The organism is Oceanihabitans sp. IOP_32, assembly GCF_009498295.1.
In the GTDB taxonomy this organism is placed as follows: domain Bacteria; phylum Bacteroidota; class Bacteroidia; order Flavobacteriales; family Flavobacteriaceae; genus Wocania; species Wocania indica.
The window spans coordinates 787,836-811,648 of record NZ_CP040813.1; the positions used below are offsets into that span (position 1 = coordinate 787,836).

General features: G+C 34.9%; 14 protein-coding genes. 11 read left to right on the forward strand and 3 right to left on the reverse strand.

Annotated features, from left to right (window positions below; all coding sequences use genetic code 11):
- Positions 1 to 21: 21 nt before the first annotated feature.
- The 3 genes from FEZ18_RS03290 to FEZ18_RS03300 are packed head-to-tail and all read right to left on the reverse strand — an operon-like array spanning position 22 to position 3,102.
- Positions 22 to 1,041 carry a UDP-glucose--hexose-1-phosphate uridylyltransferase gene (locus FEZ18_RS03290; RefSeq protein ID WP_153267005.1) on the reverse strand — a complete coding sequence of 340 codons (1,020 nt, stop codon included), beginning with the start codon at positions 1,039 to 1,041 and terminating at the stop codon, positions 22 to 24.
- Between the two features lie 15 nt (positions 1,042 to 1,056).
- The gene (galK, locus tag FEZ18_RS03295; RefSeq protein ID WP_153267006.1) at positions 1,057 to 2,205 is read right to left on the reverse strand and encodes a galactokinase; all 1,149 of its coding nucleotides are present in this window, start codon (positions 2,203 to 2,205) and stop codon (positions 1,057 to 1,059) included.
- Positions 2,206 to 2,217: 12 nt separating this feature from the next.
- Entirely contained in the window at positions 2,218 to 3,102 is an 885-nt protein-coding gene (locus tag FEZ18_RS03300; protein ID WP_153267007.1) for an aldose 1-epimerase, read from the reverse strand.
- A gap of 188 nt (positions 3,103 to 3,290) precedes the next feature.
- Between FEZ18_RS03300 and FEZ18_RS03305 the strand changes: the two genes are divergently transcribed.
- The 11 genes from FEZ18_RS03305 to FEZ18_RS03355 all read left to right on the forward strand — a co-directional run bounded on the left by FEZ18_RS03305 (position 3,291) and on the right by FEZ18_RS03355 (position 23,707).
- Positions 3,291 to 4,919, forward strand: coding sequence for a sodium/sugar symporter (locus tag FEZ18_RS03305; protein WP_153267008.1), 1,629 nt, complete (start codon positions 3,291 to 3,293; stop codon positions 4,917 to 4,919).
- 338 nt (positions 4,920 to 5,257) lie between these two features.
- Positions 5,258 to 6,016, forward strand: coding sequence for a sulfite exporter TauE/SafE family protein (locus FEZ18_RS03310; protein ID WP_153267009.1), 759 nt, complete (start codon positions 5,258 to 5,260; stop codon positions 6,014 to 6,016).
- Between the two features lie 778 nt (positions 6,017 to 6,794).
- The gene (locus FEZ18_RS03315; RefSeq protein WP_153267010.1) at positions 6,795 to 9,779 is read left to right on the forward strand and encodes a hypothetical protein; all 2,985 of its coding nucleotides are present in this window, start codon (positions 6,795 to 6,797) and stop codon (positions 9,777 to 9,779) included.
- A gap of 78 nt (positions 9,780 to 9,857) precedes the next feature.
- Positions 9,858 to 11,648 carry a hypothetical protein gene (locus FEZ18_RS03320; RefSeq protein ID WP_153267011.1) on the forward strand — a complete coding sequence of 597 codons (1,791 nt, stop codon included), beginning with the start codon at positions 9,858 to 9,860 and terminating at the stop codon, positions 11,646 to 11,648.
- A 37-nt stretch (positions 11,649 to 11,685) separates the two neighbouring features.
- Positions 11,686 to 12,162 (forward strand): lipocalin family protein, encoded by a 477-nt coding sequence (locus tag FEZ18_RS03325; RefSeq protein WP_194269511.1) that lies wholly within the window; start codon positions 11,686 to 11,688, stop codon positions 12,160 to 12,162.
- Positions 12,163 to 12,218: 56 nt separating this feature from the next.
- Positions 12,219 to 14,300 carry a fibronectin type III domain-containing protein gene (locus FEZ18_RS03330; protein WP_153267013.1) on the forward strand — a complete coding sequence of 694 codons (2,082 nt, stop codon included), beginning with the start codon at positions 12,219 to 12,221 and terminating at the stop codon, positions 14,298 to 14,300.
- Between the two features lie 10 nt (positions 14,301 to 14,310).
- Entirely contained in the window at positions 14,311 to 17,571 is a 3,261-nt protein-coding gene (locus FEZ18_RS03335; RefSeq protein WP_194269512.1) for a T9SS type A sorting domain-containing protein, read from the forward strand.
- A complete protein-coding gene (locus FEZ18_RS03340) occupies positions 17,568 to 18,950 on the forward strand; it encodes a PKD domain-containing protein (protein WP_153267015.1) in 1,383 nt (460 codons plus the stop codon). The genes FEZ18_RS03335 and FEZ18_RS03340 overlap by 4 nt, the downstream gene beginning before the upstream one ends.
- 40 nt (positions 18,951 to 18,990) lie before the next feature.
- Entirely contained in the window at positions 18,991 to 22,062 is a 3,072-nt protein-coding gene (locus FEZ18_RS03345) for a hypothetical protein (RefSeq protein WP_153267016.1), read from the forward strand.
- Positions 22,063 to 22,064: 2 nt separating this feature from the next.
- Complete coding sequence (locus FEZ18_RS03350) at positions 22,065 to 22,547, forward strand: hypothetical protein (protein WP_153267017.1); 483 nt, start codon at positions 22,065 to 22,067, stop codon at positions 22,545 to 22,547.
- Positions 22,544 to 23,707: a hypothetical protein gene (locus FEZ18_RS03355; RefSeq protein WP_153267018.1), complete on the forward strand. Its 1,164-nt coding sequence runs from the start codon at positions 22,544 to 22,546 to the stop codon at positions 23,705 to 23,707. The genes FEZ18_RS03350 and FEZ18_RS03355 overlap by 4 nt, the downstream gene beginning before the upstream one ends.
- Positions 23,708 to 23,813: the final 106 nt, after the last annotated feature.

The window sequence follows — 23,813 nt, forward strand, 5'->3', positions numbered from 1 at the left end:
AATCAATATCAATTATTTGTTTTAAACCAAATCGCGGAGTCTTTGTGCTGCTTGCTCTGCCGTAATATCGCGCTGTGGCGTTCCAAACATTTCGTAACCTACCATAAATTTCTTTACGGTAGCACTCCTTAATAACGGCGGATAAAAACTCATATGCCAATGCCAGTGCTCGTTGTTTTCGCCGTTTGTTGGTGCTTGATGAATACCACTAGAATACGGAAAAGAACAATCAAACAACGCATCGTAAACCTTTGTTAACACCGAAATAGCTTCGGCGAAAGCCAAACTTTCTTGCTTAGACAATTGCGTAATATCATTACAATGTTTTTTGGGAGCAATCATGGCTTCAAAAGGCCAAATAGCCCAAAATGGCACGAGTACCACAAAATCATCATTTTCAAAAATAAGGCGTTCTTTAATTTCTAATTCTTGTTGTAAATAATCACTTAATAAACTGCTTTTAGTCTTTAAGTAGTACGCCTTTTGTTGGGTATCTTTTTTTTCAACCTCGTTAGGGATTGTAGACTGACTCCAAATTTGACCATGCGGATGCGGATTGCTACAACCCATTACCGCCCCTTTATTTTCGAATATTTGAACGTGATTAATCCCAGCTTGAGCACCTAATAATTTGTATTCTTGTTGCCAAACCTCTACCACTTTATGAATGGCTTCCACTTCCATATCTGCCAAACTTTTAGAGTGGTCTGGACTAAAACAAATGACTTTACAAATGCCTGTTTCACTCTCAGCCTTTAGCAATCCCTTATCCAAAGAAAAGGTTTTCGAGTTGGATTGTAAGGCTGCAAAATCGTTTGTAAATACAAAAACATCTTGATATTCTGGATTAACCTCACCATTAATTCGAGTATTTCCGGCACATAAATAACAGTTGGGGTCGTGTTTGGGTCTTACCTCATGAGAAATCGCCTCGTTTTGACCTTGCCAAGGGCGTTTAGCGCGATGTGGCGACACCAAAACCCATTCGCCCGTTAATATATTATATCTTTTATGTGAGTAATCTTGTAAATTTGTATCCATTTCAAAAAATTGATGTTATTTTACTACATGAGTTCCGTTTGCCAATTGCACAAAATATACTGAGCAGTCTTTATTAAAATGATTTTTGTAAGCTTTAGAAGCAGCTTTAGCAAAAGCTTTCGCTTCGGTTTTAGCCACCAAATTAATAGTACAGCCACCAAAACCGCCGCCCATCATTCTGGCGCCTAGAACTTGTTTATTTTTCTTTGCTTGTTCAACTAGAAAATCCAATTCGTCACAACTCACTTTGTATTTATTTGATAAGCCTTCATGCGATTGGTAGATTAACGCTCCTAAAGTTTCGAGGTCGCCATCTTCAATGGCTTTAGCTGCTTTTAAGGTGCGTTCATTTTCTTGAATAACGTATAATGCTTTTTGGTAATTTTCTGGTGTGACCTTATTTTTTATGGTTTCTAGGTCAGCTTCAGTAGCATCTCTAAGCGCTTTGACGCCAAGTAATTCCGAAATGTTTTCGCAAGCGGCACGTCTATCATTATAAGCACTATCGCTTAAACTGTGTTTTACATTGGTGTTTATTAATAAGAGTTGGTGGTCTTTAAAATCTATTTTATAAGGTACAGAGGTCATGGTTCTGCAATCTAAATGTAAAGCGTGATTTGCCATGCCAAACATACTGGCGTATTGGTCCATAATACCACACTTTACACCTACATAATGATGCTCTGCTTTTTGAGAAATTAAAATCATATCCTGTTTAGATAGCCCTAAATTAAACAAGGTATTCAACCCAAAAACCACACTATTTTCAAGGGCTGCAGAAGAAGACATGCCCGCTCCAAATGGTATATTTCCTTTAAATATCATATTAAAATCGTCAATATCCAGGTTTCTTTTCTTGATTTCGGCGACTACACCTAAAACATAATTCTCCCAGCTCCCTTCTTTTAAAGGCCGTAATGCATCCAAGTCAAAACTAATAGCGCTATCCATATCTATGGCTATAGCGGTGCAATCTCCTGAGTCACTTTTTTGAATAGCCGCAGCTATACCCTTATCTACTGCAGCCGGAAACACAAAACCATCATTATAATCGGTATGTTCTCCTATCAGATTAATACGGCCAGGAGAAAAAACAAGTAAAGGGTTTTGATTAAATATTTCAATAAACTTGGTTTTTACTTCGTTAATTAGTGTGTCACTCATTTTTTATTGGTATTATATCATGTTTAAACGCCATACTATGGTGTAAGATGCGTTAGGTTGTAATGTTTTTAATCCGATTTGGTTATTAAAACTATCGGATACACCGGTTGTTGGCTCAATAGCAATTATATTATCTTTTGGAGGTGTGTAAACTTGTAAATAATTTTGGTCTTCTGAAGATTGCATAAGCAATCGATACTTGGGCGTGTTAAACCTTACGGTATTCCCTTTTAATTCCCAACAATCGTCAAGTTTTTTATCTTCAATATTAAACTTTTTTATGTCTCCAATCGTTTCCATTCCAGTGGCAATATTTCGTTCTCCTAAAACTAGTTTTTTAGTGCTTGAAAATTCTAAATTGCTATGGTGTAAATTATCACTTAAAAAATAAGGATGCCATCCTAAAGTAAAGGGAAAAGCACCTGTACTGGTATTGAGAACTGTGACTTTTAAACTCACCGTATCTAAAGTAAAAACATACTCTAACCGGATGTTGTAAGTAAACGGAAATCCTTTGGACAATTCGTTTTCTTTGTATTCCAATCTCAGTAAAACGTTATCTGTACGGGCTTTGTGCTCAATAATTTCAAAGGTTTTATTATACACTAGACCGTGCAAAGCATTGTTTTCGGCAGTATTATTCGTATCTAATGTATATTGCGTTTTATTAAAAACATAAACCCCATCTTTTACTCTATTTGCAAACGGAAACAGTATAGCAGAAGCATATGTATCGGCATAAACCAAAGGATTTAAATCCACCATAACAGTTGTATTATTAAGCGTTAATTCTTGTAAACTCGCACCTTGGTCTAAATAAATTTTGGCGTAAAATGATTGATTAGAATGTTTTAGCTCTAATGCGTTTGATTCTTTTTGATAGTGAATTTGGAACACCTTGGTTTATTAAAAGTGATTATTGACAAATTTTAAAGACGACTAAATTATTAATCCAGGCGATAAAGATATTCTTTTTACACCAATTAACAAGCGAACATTCATGCTGCACTGGTGTTTATATCAAATCATATTAAAAAAAAATCTATATTTGAGCCCTTAACAAGAACCAAACTAACCTTTTCGATATGACAGCAGGATTTGATACGTGGGATTATATAGTCTTTATTGCTTATGCCATTTTAATTTTAGGCGTAGGTTTGTGGGTATCTCGAGATAAAAAAGGACACCAAAAAAATGCTGAAGATTATTTTTTAGCTAGTAAATCGTTACCTTGGTGGGCTATTGGTGCGTCTCTAATTGCAGCCAATATTTCTGCCGAACAATTTATAGGCATGTCTGGGTCTGGCTTTGCTTTAGGTTTAGCCATTGCCTCTTACGAGTGGATGGCGGCTTTAACTTTAATTATAGTGGGTAAATATTTTTTACCCATCTTTATTGAAAAAGGATTATACACCATACCAGAGTTTGTTGAAAAACGATTTTCAACCAATTTAAAAACCATTCTTGCCGTGTTTTGGTTGGCACTATACGTTTTTGTTAATCTGGCTTCGGTTTTATATTTAGGTGGTTTGGCTATTGAAACCATTATGGGTATAGATATGATGTACGCTATTATAGGTTTAGCACTCTTTGCAGCGGCGTACTCGCTTTACGGCGGCTTATCGGCGGTAGCGTGGACAGATGTTATTCAAGTTGTGTTTTTAGTGCTTGGTGGTTTAGTAACAACATACCTGGCTTTAAACACCGTCTCTGGTGGCGAAGGCGTAATTGCTGGTTTCGCTCAAGTTTGGGAGGCTGCACCCGATAAATTCCATATGATTCTTGATGAAGCTAATGATAACTACGTAAACCTACCTGGTATTTGGGTATTGGTTGGTGGTTTATGGGTGGCCAATTTATATTACTGGGGTTTTAACCAATATATTATCCAGCGTACTCTAGCTGCAAAATCTTTAAAAGAAGCCCAAAAAGGCATATTGTTAGCAGCATTTTTAAAATTAATTATTCCTTTAGTTGTAGTAGTGCCGGGTATTGCGGCTTATGTTATGGTAAACGATCCAGAAATCATGGCCAATTTAGGGGCATCTGGGATGTTAAACGTACCCTCTGCAGAGCAAGCCGATAAAGCTTACCCTTGGTTGTTACAGTTTTTACCAACAGGACTTAAAGGTATTGCGTTTGCGGCACTGGCGGCCGCTATTGTATCGTCTCTGGCGTCGATGCTAAATTCAACATCTACCATTTTTACAATGGATATTTATAAACAATACTTCAATAAAAATGCAAACGACAAAAAAACAGTCAATGTTGGTAGAATTTCTGCAGCAGTTGCGCTAATAATAGCGGTTATTGTGGCACCTCTTTTAGGGGGCATCGATCAAGCTTTCCAGTTTATTCAAGAATATACAGGCATTGTAAGCCCAGGTATTTTAGCCGTATTTATGTTAGGCTTATTCTGGAGAAAAACCACAAATAATGCTGCCATTTGGGGCGCGCTTCTATCCATTCCAATAGCCCTAGCACTTAAGTTTTTACCCATATCAATTTTTGAGCCTTGGATGCATCAAATGGGTATTACAACGTTATTGACTATGTTTGTTATTGTTGTATTAAGTAACCTTCAAAATAAAGGTGCAGATGATGAAAAAGGCATTGTTTTCACAAAAGACTTGTTTAAAACATCGCCATTATTTAATATCGGTGCATTTGCCATTATGATTATTCTAACGGTTTTATATGCTTTATTTTGGTAAGATAAAGCAGTTGTCTAGTCCTAAACAACCAATTACAGATTATTTAGGACTAGTCAATATTACTTTTAGGAATAGGTATTAGGATGCTTTGCAAATTTCAACAGACTCAAAATATTCAGCATATCTGTTTGTTATTGTTATTTTTTACACTCTAATCTAAGTTTAATATTTTAGTTTGTGTCGATACGGAATAATTTAGGTAACAACTGCTAAATCCCACTTTGTTTTTAGCACATCTATACTATTAACAACAGATTTAAAAGATATTGGAGCTCCTTTAGTACATTTTACGTACGTTAGCAAAAGGAAACCATAAACTGTAACATCTTTTAATTGGTATGACAGAATATGAAATTTATGGCATCGCCATACTTGGCGCACTCATTGCGGGTGGCATTAACACCCTTGCAGGCAATGGAAGCGTGATTACCTTAACGATTCTTACCGAAGTATTGGGCTTACCCCCTAATATTGCGAATGGCACCAACCGAATTGGTGTTTTTACCCAATGTGCAGCAACCTCTTGGGTGTTTTATAAAAATGGAAAGCTTAAAATTGCCGATAATAAAAAATATATTATTCCCGTCTTTATTGGCGCCCTTGCTGGAGGTATTTTAGCTGTTACTGTAAGTAATGAGCAGTTTAGAGCAGTATTTAAGTTCATGATGGTATTTATGCTTATTGCCGCCTTAGTAAAACCAAAGCGCTGGCTACAAAAAACAGATTTAAACTTTAAACCCAAATGGTACTTTTATACCCCATTACTTTTTGCTTTGGGTTTTTATGGTGGCTTTATTCAAATGGGGATGGGTGTTTTCTTTCTTATTATTATGGTGCTAGGCATGCGCCACAATATTATTGAAAGCAATGCCCTTAAGAGTTTTGTGATTGGTGTATATACCCTATTACTTATTTTTGTTTTTCATTATCAAGGCCTGATGGATTGGAAAATTGGGGGCATTATGGCTGTTGGGCAAACTATAGGGGGTTACCTTACGGCGCGCTTTGCCAGCAAACATAAAAAAGCCGATGTAATTGCGTATTATTTACTCATTATTGTATTGGTTCTAGCGCTTATAAAATTGTTTTTTAGTTAGATGTATTTTAGAAATTATCCTTGAAATTTTACAGAATTTAGAAACATAAAAAGTTAATATTCAAGATAAAAAAACTAAAATTGAAGGAAGGTTATACCATTAGAGAACAATAGGAAGCATACTTTAAAAGAGCAACTACTAAAGGTTGAATAAATGCCTATAAGACAAGTAAGTTTTTACAAGTAAGTCTCATAATGATATAGACAGTTTAATTGTTTAAGTAAAAAAACAATTAAAGGAATACTTTTACATGACAATTTAATTATATCCCTATTGGAAAGCCTAACTCATTTACAAATCCTGACTAGCACAAGCTTATATTATTTAAAATCATTGCGTTATATGAATGTGATTTTTTATCAATTCTTAATTTTTAGATCTTATTTTAATTAATTATCCTTTAGTCGAGTTACTGAATTTTTTTTGGGATATATGTGGAGTTGTAGATAACTCAATATTGATCAAAAAACGAAAATAACAGAATATGTTCGGTATTAAAATGTGAATTTGAGCATAAAAAACAGACCAAAATCTGACGACTCAAAGCTTGGATGCTTTTGGCGATGTGGTTTCTCAGACGTTACAATCCTTCTTGTATTATACAACGATCAAGAGCTTAATAATTAAATACAATATTTAAAAAAGTTTCATACACTTAAAACGAAAGAAATTTAGCATATTTAGAGCATTTAATCCTAAAAATGTTATATTTGGTCGAACAAACTATTCTTTTTATTTTGTATTTCGCATACATTAAAGAATATTTTATCACTATAATATGGTTAAAAAAACTACTCTAATTTTTATTGTGTGGTTACATATACTCCCACTTACTGCAACTCCAATCTTAAACAAAAAGTATTGTGGGAATAAGACAGAACTAGTCTCTTATAATGATTTAATATCAAATAAATTAGAAGAAAATGAGTTACCTCTTTATTTCAATGAAACCATAACCATTAACCAAAAACTTCTTAAAGCCCCTAAAGTTTCCAATTTTAACCTCCCAAAAGAAAACATTGCAAAACCCTCCACTGATTCAGATTCATTAAACCAAGACAGACAGGAAGCCTCGGGATCTTTCCAAGTCATTGAAGACAACAAGTCGTGGGTCGATAGCTTCTCGAATGAAGACATCCAAGAATTACCAGTAGGTGTAAAACATATTCGAGAGAATATAGAATATGCCATTGGAATCACCCAAGCAACTATAAATAAAGATTATACAGAACTAACTGTTTTTGCAAGGGTAAAACTACCGCAAACCAATAGTAATGGTAACCCTATAGAGCTTTTTTTTGGAGCCAATAATGTAAAACTTTCGCATCAAGGCGGCATTGTAGGCGACGCGAATTTAGTATTGTTAGGCGACCTCAACATACCTTTTAATGCCGGTAAATGGATGCTTACACTAAAAGGTGGGTTTGATTATAAAACGGGAAACGTTCAAAACCTAACCTATGTTACCATTAACTGTGATGGTGTTAAAGAATTAGGGATACAAGGTGTTGTTGAATTTTCAAGAGATTTAATCTTACCTTTAACAGAAGATGGAAAAGTAGATTTACGAGAAAAAATACTAACCCCAATTACAACAGAAAACGGTACACAGACCATTGAAGTGTTTAATAGAGTAAGAGGTGCTTTTAATGTTGTAGCTTCAGACTGGAACGATCTTTTAATAGGTATAGATTTGCAACCTTTTGTATTAACCCAGAAGCGAAACAACAAAGATTATAACGGTAATTTTCAATTTCACGTCAATCAGGCTGTATTGGATTTTAGCGATATTCGTAATGATCCGATGATATCAAATGCTTTTCCAAACTATTATCACGAAAACGGATTACTACTCCCTAACGAAAGAACTTGGAGAGGGGTTTATGTTAATACAGTTCAAGTAAAGCTGCCTACAGAATTTAAAACTAACAACACAATAAATAGAGGTAAAGATGAGCGTGTCACTTTTGGAGCGCATCACTTAATAATTGACAACTACGGTGTGTCGGGTACTTTTTATGCCGATAATGTTTTCACTTTAGATGAAGGCAGAACCAATGATAGTAAAGCGTGGGCATATTCATTAGACCATATTGAAATCTCTCTAGCTGCGAATAACTTTATTGGAGCTGACCTTGAAGGCCGTATATTATTACCTATATCCCAGGCAGAAAATCCTAATAAAACTTCTAACGAGTTAGGTATGGCTTATAAAGGGCTCATTACTGAAGAAGAATACCTATTGAATGTAAAAAACGACTCCATTGTCGATTTCAACCTATGGAATGCCAAAGGCCAATTGCTCCCAAATAGTGCTATAGAACTAGCCGTAAGAGATGGAAGGTTTAGACCCAAAGCCACTTTGCATGGCAATTTAAAAATTAGAGCAAATCAAAAAAAAGAACAAGAAAATAATAACATCAATAAAGAAAATCTCGTTGAATTTGATGGTATTACATTCCAAAATTTAAGATTACAAACCGAAACCCCTCTTTTTGCAGTAGATTATATGGGTTATACTGGTGAAGTAAAATTAGCTAATTTCCCGGTCTCCATATCCGATATTGGAATAAGTGCAAATGAATTTAATGCCAACCTATATTTCGATTTAGCAATTAACCTTATGGGGAAAGATAATGGATTTGCCGCAAAAACAAGCTTGACTATTTTAGGTAAATTTAAAGAGGAAAATTATTTGCAAAAATGGGGATTTGAAGGTGTTGATTTAGATGCTATTGCAGTAGATGCTGATTTAGGTGGCTTTGCTATTTGGGGAAATCTGGAATTAATGAATGACGACCCTGTGTATGGAAATGGTTTTGGTGCTACTCTCGGTGCTCGATTTGACGTCTTACAAACAGAAATAGAAGTGAATGCCATTTTTGGGAAAACCGATTTTAGATATTGGATGGTTGACGCTATGGTAGATTTACCTCCAGCAGTAGGTACAGGTATAATTAATCTATCTGGGTTTGCCGGAGGTGCATCTTACAATATGCGAAGGCAAGATTTTGGTGCTGCCATAAATGGAGACGCATTTACTTACACACCAGATAAAAATTATGGATTAGGCTTAAAAGCAATGGTTTTGCTCAGTTTAGGAGATGGTGCCGTTTTAGAAGGTGGAGTTGGTTTTGAGATCCTGTTTAATGATAGTGGAGGCATTAGCCAATTAGGACTTTATGGACAAGCTTCTATGATGGGGGTTAAAATCAGTGGATTAGATAACATTACCTCAGCATTAAACAAATTTAATGAAAGCGCCACTGCAAAAGCAAAATTCTTAGGTTATAACGAGGACGCCGTTAACAACTCCTTTGTTGGCAGAAATCTATTAGACAAAGCTGAAAACGAAATGATTAAAGTCCCACACGGAGACTTAACAATAAGCACAAAGTTAGGCGTTGTATTTGATTTTGACAATGAAGTTTTACACGGCGAATTAGAAACTTTTGTAAATACTCCCGGCGGCTTTGTTCGTGGCAACGGAGTAAATGGACGGTCGGGATTGTCTGTAATACACCTATCAAAAAAAGAATGGTACCTATACCTAGGGACACCAAATAATCCCCAAGGTTTTAAAATAGGTGTAGGGCCTTTAAATTATAGATCTGAAGGGTATTTTATGGTCGGTTCTATAATACCAGGTTCACCGCCGCCGCCGCCAGAAGTTAGTAGTATTTTAAACTTACCAGAATCTCACTTAGATTATATGCGTGACGAAAATGCTCTAAAAAGTGGAAGAGGCTTTGCCTTTGGATAAAATTTCTCTGTAAGTACGGGCGATTTAAGATTTCTTATTTTTTATGCTAATTTTAGTGCAGGTGCTGGTTTCGATATCATGCTTCGCGACTATGGAGAAGCTAAATGCTCTAACACTGGAGATCAAGTGGGGCTTAATGGTTGGTATGCAAACGGACAAGCCTACGCTTATTTACAAGGCGAGTTAGGCATACGTATTAAATTATTTTTCGTTAAAAAGAAAATCCCCATCATTAAAGGGGGAGCTGCCGTATTGTTACAAGCCAAAGCTCCAAACCCTATTTGGATGCGCGGATATGTGGGCGGTAATTTTAGCGTTTTAGGCGGCCTTGTAAAAGGTAAGTTTAGATTCAAAATCACTATAGGCAAAGAGTGCGTTTTTGAAGATGCTTCACCACTTGGTGGCTTAAAAATTATCACAGATGTAACACCAGACGATGGTATTAGTGACATTGACGTTTTTGCAATACCTCAAGCCGCATTTAGCATGAAGGTTGGTGAACCCATAATCATTCCAGAAGACGATGGCGATAAAACCTATCGTATTGATTTGGAAGCCTTCAAATTACTACACAACGGAGAAGAAATTCCAGGTAATCTAGAGTGGTCCAACTATAAAGATCGCGCCAATTTTGTGTCCTCAGATATTCTACCTCCCCATGAAGAATTAACAGTTCTAGTTGAAGTGAGTTTTAAACAAAAAATAAACGGTATTTTTAAAACCATAATGGTTGATGGTAAACCTGCCAAAGAAATAGAAGAGCGCAGCTTTACAACCGGCGGCGCGCCAAACCACATACCATTACACAATATCACCTATGCATACCCTGTGGTCGATCAAAAATATTTTTTAGAAGACGAGTATAATGAGGGCTATATTCAACTTAAACGCGGGCAAGATTATTTGTTTAATGATGCCGCATGGGAAAGCTATATTAATTACACACAGCAAAATAATGCCAAATCAGTAGAAACAACGTTTAATTATAACACGACAGATAATGTAATTAATTACAGCATACCAAATGTGTTGCAAGAAACACAATACACGATGCAAATAGCTAGTAAACTAAAAGGTGGCTCATCTAATACAAGTACCAATACATCAAGTAACAATAATGCTAAAGATGGAGGTGCTTATGATGCTGGAGTTACAGAAACCAATGTGGAAATTAGAGAGACTAATGCTCAAAATTTATCAAAAGACGGGGAAATAGAGCGTTTAGCTTACGGTTTTGGAACCTCGAAATACAAAACCTTTAAAAGAAAGATAAATTCCTTTAACACAAGTGATTACAATTGGGGTGTTATTTACTCAGATGTCATTTATTTAACCAACCGTGTTAAGGATCATGAACCATTCGATCTTACAGAACTATTAGGCTCTAATTACACAAACAACATACCGCTTGTAAGTATTGAAGCCACTTTAGACGATACTTATTTTAATGCAGACATAAATCCGCCTTTATATTCCAAATACCCATTAGGCGGGCAATACACTTTTAATAATAGGGATGCTGCTGTCTTAGGGACACCTCCAAAATATGCATTGCCCCTATTATCAAATTATCTAAATAATTTAGAACATGAGGTTAATGAGCAAAGTCTAAGAACCACATTCCCGTTCCGTTATAATTTGACTATAACCTATAAAGCCGATTGGATCGATTTGCGATCGCAAATAGTGAACGACCAAGTTGATGGTTTAATACCTAGAGGCAGTCCAGTACTAAATTTTTTAGATGAGAATTACCTTTTTATGCGCTATGGTTTTTATAAAACAAAACTAAGCTATAAACTACCTGGTGGCATAGAAGGCTCAAGTAGTATATATAAATTTAAAAACCCAATCAATTTTAGAAATTAATACAAACAACAATTAAATAATTAAAACCATGAAAACAATGAACAACATTAAAACAGTAATCGTACTAGCAACATTGGTATTTTCCAGTCTATTAACTATGTCGTGCAGCAGTGATGACGATAATCAAGACCCAATAGTAGGCACATGGCTTCAGGTTTCTGAATTGGATGAACGATTTTTAAATGATGTTCCAGACGGGACATTTAATCAAGTAGTAGATGCAAACAATTTTATAAGGGTTACATTTAATGCAGACGGCACATTTACGGAACTGTATTCAGAATCCTTTATTTTAAATGGACAGGAGGTTGTAGAAACAGAGGCTTATTCAGGAACCTACACCATTAGCGGTAGCACACTTACGTGTATAGAGGAAGGCTACCCAGACGATCCCTATATAAGAGAATTTACTTTAAATGGAGATACTCTAACCTTGGTATTTACTGAAGGATATACAGACCAAAATAATGATGTTAGAAGATACGTGACAACAGAAACTTATAGCAGACAATAAAAAACCCAATACTAGTGCGATAAATATCGCACTAGTATAAAAAATATCCCTTTGTTTTGAAATACAAAACGCTTCATATCGCTTTTTTGTTTTGCTTACTAACTGCTTTAGGATGGTCTCAAAACCCCAATATAAAGGATAGTTTACCAACAGTAAAACTCTTATCTCGTGTTCAAGAAAACAAAATTTTGTTGCGTTGGGCTATAGATGACGCTTTGGCGTGGCAAAAAATGAATGCTAACGGTTTTGTGTTAGAAAAATATCTGTTTTCTATTAATGGCGAGCGTTTGCCACAACCAAAACAACTTTGGAGCAAAACGATAAAAGCAGATCCTTTAGAGACCTGGCAAGATATTGTTACAGAGAATGACTATGCCGCTATTATTGCACAAGCTATTTATGGAGAAAGCTTTCAAGTAGATGGCAGTCAAGGCGAACTGGCCGATATTGTAAATTTATCTCAAGAAATAGAACAACGTTTCTCCTTTGCTTTGTTAGCAGCCGACATGAATTTTGAAGCCGCCACAAAAGCAGGTTGGGGATTTACAGACAAGACGGTAAAACAGAATGAACATTATGTCTATAAAATTAAATCAGCATTACCACAAGCGCAATTAAACATTAAAAGCAGCGCTGTAATAGCAGGACTTAAAGATTACGAACCTTTACCTGCGCCCATAGATTTACAAGGTATTTATGGCGATAAAAATGTCATTCTAACTTGGGAATATGAGCTTTTTAAAAGTATTTATACTTCCTATAACCTAGAACGCTCTGAAGACAATAGAACGTTTAAAGCATTAAGTACCGAGCCCTTGGTTAATCTTAATGATAAACCCAATGCGCCCGCCAAACGCATGTATTACATAGATTCTTTAGCACAAAACAACAAAACCTATTACTATCGTGTTAATGGTATTTCAGCATTTGGAGAATACGGCACATATTCCGATACCATTTCTGGACAAGGACACCCTAACTTAACGTTTTCACCTAGTATTTACGATTTTAAATTCACCAACAACCCAAACGAAGCACAAATTATTTGGAAATTCCCAAAAGAAGGTGAAGTTAGCATCAAAAAATTCCAGCTTAATCGCGCAGACAAAGATTCTGGACCATATACAGTCGTAGTCGATAGTATTCCTGTAACACAAAGAGAGTTTACATATTCTAATTTAGAATCTTCTAATTATTTTACCATTACAGCAGTAGGCAAAGCACCAAATCAACAAAGAACATCGTTTAGCACCCTTATTCAGCCAGTGGATTCCATTCCACCCGCAATCCCAATCGAATTACAAGGAAAAATAGATAGCCTAGGCATTGTACGCTTTAGTTGGAAACAAAATGAAGAAAAAGATATTTTAGGCTATCGTGTATTTAGAGGATTTACCGAAAAGGAAGAGCCCTCACAACGCACGGTTTCCCCTATAGTAGCCAATAGGTTTATAGATACGGTTGAAATTAAAAACTTAAACTCGAAAGTATATTACCAAGTAGTAGCGGTCGATAAGCGTTTTAACCACTCTAAAAAATCGGCAGTACTGGTTTTAGAGAAGCCTGATGTTATACCACCAACAGCTCCAGTTTTCTCCAATTACAAACTAAAAAAAGGGCATGTAAGACTCACTTGGATAAATTCTTCAGAAGCTAATGCCACACACATCCTCTCCAGAAAAAACATGAGCGATAACACAGCATGGCAGGAAATATATAAGGTTACCGATACTATTCAAACCTTTACAGATAGCCAAGTAGAAGCCAATAAAAAATACCGTTATACAATAAAGGCCATCGATAAAAGTGGTTTAGAATCTTTACCCTCTGCACCGCTTACCATTAAGGTGGTTAACCTGAGCCCACCCAAGCTTATAAAAGATATTAGTTTTACAGTTTATAGAGCAGATAATTATATAGAATTGTTTTGGCGAGCGGAAGACACTAATATCGCAGAATATACGGTTTACAAACAAATTAATGATAAAGACCCTAGCACTTGGCGTATTGTACCCGTAAACATTAAACGATTGGTGGACGATGCGGTTAATCCCAATCAAGTATATACCTATCACATTCGAGCGACTTTAAAAAACGGAAAGTTTACGCAAGTTAAAAAGGTGGTGATAAAATTTTAAGGTTATGAATATGAAAAAAATTTTTTTTGTTTCCTTTATATTATTTGCTTCTATTTCTAATTCTCAAGAGAAATATCAAATAGAATTCTATAATTTAAATTACAGAATAAATAAAGGTGTAAAAAACAGTACAAATTCTAATATTAATATTAAAATACATTTTGATGATGGTACTGAAGAGACTTTATATTTTCGACCAATTAGAAATAGAGGAGACAATGAAGTTAATTATAAGATTGATCCAATTATTATTAGAAATAAAAGGCCAACCAAAATTAGTTGTTATGTTCATGTAAATTTTAGAACAGGAACAGATGCAAATTCCACTAAAAATATCACAATAAACCCACCATGTAATGAAGGTTTCTTTGATGAAGGTTATTCCCCAAGAATGACAAATGTGAGTTTTAATTATAAAGTACATCCTCTCTTATCCTTAAAACACCCTCCAAATACTTTAATTGGTTTTAACGATGCGTTTACCTTTTCTACCAAAGATGATTCATTAGGTTTTCCAACTTCATTTTACAATTGGCAATATCAAATAGTTGCGAGTGGCTCACCTTTGCCAAATGGTTGGTTTGACATGCCCTACAGCACTCAAGGTGATGCAAACCCTACTATAGTTCCATCTACATTTATAAATAAGGTTCATATTGGAAAACGTATATATTTAAGAGTGGTTTCTTGTAATTACTATACTTCTAATGAAACTATATTTTATGAATTAACCAGATCTGCCCCTCATATCAATAGTGCACAGCCTAAAAAAACAACATGTTATAATGCAATAGATGGAAGTGTAAATTTTAATTTTGATAGAGATTTATTAAATGGAGAGAATTTTAATATTAGCTTAACAAATACTACTTTAAATACAGACCATTCTGAAGAAAATATAGAAAACGATATTATAAATAGAAACTATAAAATTAATAATTTACCTCCAGGGACTTATGTTGCCCAAGTATTTGGGGGAGATATTATTGGCTACGGCGGTGTTCCGTGGAATACTTATGTAGAGTCCGCTGCTCATAAAGCTACTTTCAATATCACAAAACCATCTCCAGTAGAATTTACAGCAACACATACCAATGTTAACTGCAATGAAGGAAGCGATGGGTCTATAACCATAAAAGCTACAGGTGGCACAGGAAATTATAAGTATGTTATTAATGAACAAGCGCCTTTAGCGTTTTCAAATGGCAGTACGCACATAGAAACAGGATTGCCAAATGGATCGTACACCATTAAAGTCCTAGACTCTAATGATTGTTTAGCTCAAAAAATCAGTCGCGACAGTAACGATAATATTATTGGCTCACAGGGCGTTTTAACAGAAACCATCTTAATTACCCAACCCGATGAACCTGTTAGCGTAGAGTTTCCGCTTGATGGTGTTCAAGAACCCACAGCCTTCGGGTTTTCCAATGGAAGCATCACCGCTAAAATAAATGGTGGCACAAAATTTCTTGATGACAGCTATAGTTTCACATGGAAATATTTTGATTCCCAAACAGCAACATGGATTAATTGGTCTACATTTAATTACGATTTTGATACAACAACAAAAGATTGGTTTATCATTTTAAAAAATGCAAAAGCTGGAGACTACAAGCTAACCGTTACCGATGCTAACTATACAAACGCAACAAACACAGCAGGTTGTACCATTATTGATGCACCGTTTACCTTAAAACAACCGCCCTTACTAGAATTAGAAATTATAGAAACCAAAGCCATCTCTTGTAATAATACCAATACCTTTGGAAACCCTTGGAGCGATGGCGAGTTAACAGCTATAGCTACTGGAGGGGTACCATTTAACCCACTAATTAACGGAGAGCACGCCTATAGATATATATGGAAAAAGAAGGATTCCACAGGAGTTTATAAGGTAATTAGTGGAGAAATAAGCAAGGTACTATCCAACATCGATGTTGGCGATTACGCTGTAAATATTATAGATGCTAATGGCATAACTATAGGCACCTCATTAAATAATGTAGTGACTCCTGTAGATGTTTTAACCACTATAAAACAGCCTGATTTATTAGAAGTTACACTAAAAAAAGAAGATGTGTCTTGTGTTTCAGGTAACGATGGCTCAGCAACAGTAAGCATTACGGGAGGAATCCCTCCTTATACCATCCAGTGGGCCAATGGCCAAAACACAGCAACCGCCACAGGATTAACAGCTAACAATCATGTCGTATATGTAACAGATGCCCGTGGTTGTATGGCTACTGGTAATATTACTATTGATCAACCAAATGGAATACAGATTGAAACACTTAAAAAAACTCTTCCTACGTGCTACGGAGGTAATGATGGTAGCATAGAATTGCAAATCACTGGCGGAGAATTGCCATATACCTATTCTTGGAGTACTGGAGAAGCCACCACAAGCATACAAAACCTATCTGAAGGGATCTATACATTTAAATTAACAGATGCTAACGGATGTGTTGCCTTTAAAGAAATTGTTTTGGAAGATCCAAACAAAATCGAAATCGACTTGGATGCCGACAGAACTTTATGTAAAAATCAATACTATAATTTAGATGCTAGCATCGACGATCCTCATGCCACGTATCTATGGACGTCTAACAATGGTTTTAGTTCTACAAATGCTCAAATTAGTGTTACAGAAGCTGGGATTTATGAGGTTACAGCAACAACAGCTTTAGGCTGTACAGCAACAGATAGTGTAATAATAACAACAGACGACATAGAAATAGATGTTGAGTTTTTATTAAGTTCTCAAGCCTATGTAGAGGAGGATGTTATTTTATTTAATGTAAGTGACCCTTTAGGAGAAAACTCTAATTGGGACATCCCTAAAAATGTCACAATTGTTAACCAAACCAAAACTTCCATTACATTGCGTTTCCCAGAAGCAAACACTTATAAAATAGGACTCACATCTACTCAAGGCAGTTGTTATGCCAACCAGTACAAAAATATTGTGGTAGAGGATCGCATTGGCCTACCAAGCTCTGGTGATGCCAAGAATCCATTTATTGAAGCATTTAGCCTTACACCAAATCCAAATACAGGACAGTTTCAAATTGTTATCCATCTCACTGAATCTAGTCCAATAGCCATTCGTGTTTTTGATGTACATGGCGGTTTTGTTTTAGAGCATCTCACACAACATACCGCTAAGGATTATACCATTCCAATGCAGGTTTCTTTGCAAGCAGGTGTTTATTTTGTGGTATTAGAAACGGCCAAAGAAACACAAGTTAAACGTATGATAGCTAAATGATGCATAAACTTTCAAAAACAAATATTAAGCTTTCAATTATCGCTTTAGGTCTTTTACTTACAGCCTTAATTTTTACAAGCTGTTATAAGGAAACTGCTTTACCTGTAGAAGCTGGTTTTAGCACCGTTTTTGTAGAGTCCAATCAATCTGTACCCGTTCAAGTATTTATTAAAAATCAATCGGTTGGAGCAGATAATTACAATTGGACTTTTGAAGGTGCAGAACCTGAAAGTTATTCAAAGGAAAACCCTGGCACCATTGTCTATAAAACCCCTGGCACCTATACCATGACCTTAACAGCTTCAAATATAGATGGAAGCACCGATACTGCCACAAAGTCGATTACCGTCTTTGATGCCATTGCCATTAATTTTTCAACAGAAATAATAGATAGTAACTATCCCCCAGTAGAAGTAGCACTAACAAACACCACCAACGGTGTTGGCTTAACTTATAAGTGGACTTTTGAAGGAGGCACACCAGCGACATCAACAGAACATAATCCTCCAAATGTAACTTTTGAAACTCCGGGCGATCATTCGATTACTTTAGAGGTCTCCAATGGGTTTGAATCTTTTTTAGAAAGCACGATTATTAATGTAGCACCCCATATTGAAGCTATATTTGATTGGGAGGTTGATTATTTTGATGATGATTACCAAGCTCCCGTAAGTATTACCATGACAAACTCAACCATAAGTGCTACGGATTACTCTTGGACATTTCCTAATGGTACACCGGCAACATCAACAGAAAAAACACCAACCGTAACTTTTAATACACCTGGTATTTACACTATTGTTTTAGAAACCGATAATGGAAAACGAACAAGCAGAGCAACTAAAAATATTAGCATTTTACCCAACACCAATATAAGAACCTTTACCAATGTAGAATTAGGCATTAATACCGCACATAACAACAATGTTAAAGGGGCATTTTTTTCAACAACTTTACGAAAGGTGTTTATGGCCAATGAAGTGACATCAGAACATAGTGCCGAGATTGATATAGCTTTTTTTGGGCTCAACAACAGTTTTAGTTTTAATAAATTTATAGCACCAGACATAGCAGGCACTAATGGTTTTGCACCCCTACCAAATGCCACACACACCAAATTTATTAACTCGCAAGAAATTTGCGGTTGCCCTGCAAGTTTAACCGCTACCGAGTTTGATAGCATGACAGACGATACTTTATTAAACGCATTAACCATTACAGAAACCAATAATGGCTTACTAGCATTTAATGATAGTGTGTTACCCCGAATCGTGCTTTTCGAAACACAAGACAACCGTAAAGGGGCTATAAAAATAAAAGATTTTGTTGATAATGGACTTAACTCCTATATTGTTTGCGATATTAAAGTGCAGAAATAAGTTTCAGTAGTTAGACGACATATTAAAGAAAATAATTAAAATGACATATTTTTCTCAACATAAAGGGTTCAGCTTTAAACCAAAAACAATTGGCTTAAAACTCCTGTTACTCTTTTTAATATGTACCGCCAACTTCCAACTAGCCTCTGCCCAACGCTTCCCGGTACAAGTCAACCAATCGCTTATACCGCCCTATAACACCAAACTTAATAGCTATGCAACAAGCACAGACGTTAAGCTACGCTTATTCCTTACCCTTACCGATGTTAATGTGAGCAACCGTCAAGTGCGGTTAAAACTTAAAATACAAGGAAAAGGGCTAAACATACAGTCCGCAGACTTTGTAACAGGCGCCTCCCCTATCTTTTTAAATGGTGGCACGCAGCAGCAGTTTACAAATATAGACTTAGCACCCTATTTTCAGCTAAATAATCTATTGGGAATCACCCCACAACAATACAACCAGCCCCTACCCGATGGCAGCTATAAAATATGCTGGGAGGTTTACGATGCTTTAACCAACCAATTAATTTCTAACACCAACACAGGCTGTTCCAACATCTTTTTGTTATTAAACGACCCACCGTTTTTAAACCTGCCCAATCGGGGCGACCAACTCACAGACATACAGCCCACAAATATTGTTTTCCAATGGACACCACGCCATGCCAACGCCACCAATGTAAGTTACGAATTCGAGATTAGAGAACTCTGGGACAAACAAATAGACCCGCAAGCTGCCTTTCTAGCCTCGCCCCCATTCCATACAGAAACCTCGTTCTCGACCACATTATTGTACAACATTGGCAAGCCAACACTCATACCCGGTCGAACCTACGGTTGGCGCGTACGTGCCAAGTCCACCACAGGCCTTAGCGAAAACTCGGTTTTTAGAAATAACGGCTATAGCGAGATATTTTATTTCACTTTTACAAACCAGTGTTTCCCTCCAACATTCGCCCTTGCTGAACCTTTAGACAAAGGGCGCGTAAAAATAATTTGGCAAACCCATCCAGACCACAACAAATACCACGTGCAGTATAAGCGTGCCGATGTGGCTGATGCCGAATGGTTTGAGGTGTTCTCATACAACAACCAAGTGCAAATAGCAAATTTACAAGACGGTGTAACTTACAATTTTAGGGTTGGTGGCACCTGCCATGCCCTAACCGATTTCGAACAAGGGTTTAGCTATAGTGCTGTTAACCAGTTTACCATGCCAACTGCCGACGAGTCCCTAAGCTACAGCTGCGGTATCGTGCCAGAAATTACAATTACCAATACCAACCCTTTAGACAATATAGGCGTTAACGAAACCTTTACCGCTGGCGATTTTCCCGTAACCATAAAACAAATTGAAGGTGGCAACGGCAATTATAGCGGTACAGGGTTTATTGTCGTGCCTTATCTAGCAGACACCAAAATAGCCGTAGAGTTTAATAATATTAACATCAATACCGACTACCAGCTGTACGATGGTATTATAAGAACTACTTACGACCCTACTTGGAGTGGGGTTGAGAGTGTGGATGGGTTTGTTGATGATGTCGAAGATATTATTGCAAATGTCTTTACTACTAATGACGATGATGACACATCAGACACCTCAATAGATCAAGATAATAACACTAATTCTGATAGTAGTACTGATGATAGTATAAATGAGGACACTAATGATAATTCAAATAATACCGATACTAATACTTCAGACTTTCACAGCTCTGATAATAATAATTCTTCGGCTACAGATGATAACTCAAATAATTCAGATTCAACAAACACAGCTAGCAACACTAGTTCTTCTAATAATGATTCTTCAAATACAGGAGATACAGAAGTTGTAATAGTACACGGGAATAAAAGTTATAAAGATGGCGATGTTATTGAGGTTGATTATCATAGAGAGAAACCTCACTTTGCATTTTTATTAAAAAATCACCCTAAAAATGCTACGTTTAATTGGCAAGTATTAAAGTTAGGAACCGATAATACTTCTGCTTATGTAACCAACGAAACTATACACGATAATTTAGGTATAGATATGAAACAAATACACATTCTAGATGTAGTTGCTAATTATAACAATAAAAAAACACAAGTTACTATAAAACGAAAAACTAAAGAATTTAAATTAGAAGAATTATATGCTTTACATAATGAAAAAAGATTAGCAAAATCTGGGCAAATTTTATATTTAGTGAATCCTTCCTCTGTTACTAACACTAATAAAAAAGTTAAATACGGTTTAAAATTGGACAAAAGCTTAAATGAGGATTTAATATCTCCTAATGCTATACAATGGTCTTTTAATGGTGAAAATCAATATTTTTCAACGGCAAAGACCAATATTACAAGAGATTTAGAGGAAAGTGACAATACTATTACTACTTCCGTTAACGCTGGCAATCCTAATTCACTTGAAAAAAGTGTAGATGTGGAGTGGGTGGATGGTTACTATAAAGAAGTTGACGTAGTCTCACCTGCTGTACAAAACGCTCTAAATGAATTAAGTGATTATGTGAATAAATTGGGTTCAGTATTAGAGAAACTGGATAACTCAGGTGAATTGGAATTTAATATTTCTTTTCACGGAGAAGAGTATTTAGAAGAAGATAGTAATTCAAGGTTTTATAATATAGTTAGAAAAGGTGGCTTTGGAGGTTCAATAGATTTAGAATTTAATGGGTTTTCATATGGTTGGGATTTAAAAGTAGTTACAGCTGAAATAGGTTTAAAGCCAATTTTGAGTGTTTCAGGCAATGGAACAATGGGATATATAAGAAGAAACGATAAAGATTCCTTTACGGAAACCGGAATTGAAATGAGTTTTAGACTAAATGCGGATTTGCAAGTTGTTGGTACTGTTGGTTTTGACCTTTTGGTCGTAAAAGTTAAAGCAGAACCATACGCAGGTATATCATCTTGGGGAGAAGTTAGTTATAGTAATAAGACCAAAAGTATTGAAGGTAGTTTTGGAGTTGGTAAACCTTATGTAGGAATAGTGGGGGAGGTTTTAGTAGCTGACTATAATATTATTCCTACTGGAAATTTAAGGTATACTTGGGAAGAAGTTAAACTTGAATTACCATTTGAATATAATTTAAAAGAATAAATATGAAATTTATAAAAATTATTTGGATAGTATCAGTATTTATTATTATAATTTTCCATATTACTTTTGAAGGATATAAAATTTTTGATTTTCTTTCGAAGAATTACAGTATTAAAACAATGGAAGTTACAGACTATTATTATGATACTTATTCAAGACGCAAATCAATAACTATTAATGGTTTTGTCGACAAAGAAAGGGTTTATTTTACAAGATTTGATGATGAAATAGGGGAATTATTTTCTCTATACCCAGGTATTGCAACGGAAAATAAAGAAATTGAAAAATTGAGTTCTGTTTTTCCAAATACTTTTAAAAATAGTTATAATGATTCTAAAAACATTGAGGTCTTAAAATTCAAAAACACACAGATTGTTATGCTTACAAAAGACAATGAGTTTCAAAGTTGGAAAAGACGTCTGTTTTTATTTTCAATATATTGCTTAACCTCAATTATAATATTAATTTTAATCAAAAAAAAATGAAAGAATTATTTACAATTATATTACTTGGATTATCTTCATTTCTATATTCTCAAATAGAGTTTGAAGCTAATAATATTATTATTCAAAATGAAGCAACAGGGAAATTGATAATTGAGGGATATTCTAATAAAGAAATGTACAAAAAAGAAAAATGTGATTTTTCTAGAAATACGCCAGAACAAAAATTTTGTATTTTTTTCAACTTGGATACTAAAGAAGAACTAACTGTTTTTTTTAATCCATATGAAGCACCTTCTAACTACAATAAGGAAAATTATTTAGATAAAATGAAAGTTTATGACAAAAAAACTAACTTTTACACTTTAGATTCTAAATATATATTTGATTACGGAATAAGTAAAGATGTTTTTATAAAATATATTAATACTAATGAAGTTTTTCCAAAACCGATATATTCAACTTTTTATATGCAAGATTTTTCAAACAAATTGATTATAAAAAATATGGGGGAAAATTTTGATTTAGGATTGTTTTTGATTACAACTAATACAAATAGAACTATTAATTACCTTAACAAATTTAACAAAGAAAAAATAGACATAACATTATTATGTACTAATGTTTTAAATAATATAAAAAACAGACCTAATGAAAATAGTTTTTTTGAATTAATCGATAAAAAATACTCACCTTTTTTTAAAAATAAGGATGAAACTGCTAGTGAAGTAGTCCCCAAAAAAAAAGTTACTTATAATATTAAGAAGACTTTTCACGATATTATTAATGGAGTAGTTTTGAAAAAAAACAAGGTTTCTAAAGAAGAAATCATAGAAAAATATAATATCCCTGTTAAACATTTTGTAAAGGATAGTTTGTCAGTAAAAGAAATAATTAAAGTGAATACATTGAATAAGGACTTTCAAATTATTAAATTCTACGATGCTAAAACAGTAATTAAAACAAATTATCAAACATTAAATAATGATATTGTTAAGGAAAATAATCTATTAACAGTTTTAATAAAGATTAATTTCGAAGTTTTTATTAATTTATATTCTGGTAAAAAGAGCGATAAATTTCCTGAGATAAACAAACTAAAACCACTAATTCAAGATGCTAATGGGAATTTAAATATTGAAAAACTAGTGAAAGTTATCAAAGAAAACAAATCAAGTTTAAGTAAATATCTAGAAGAATAAATACAAAAGAACTACATATAACTATACTATTAATCTTCTTGTTTACTATTAATATGGCAGGACAAGAACGAATTAATATATTTCAAAAAGTTATTACTTTTCCCCC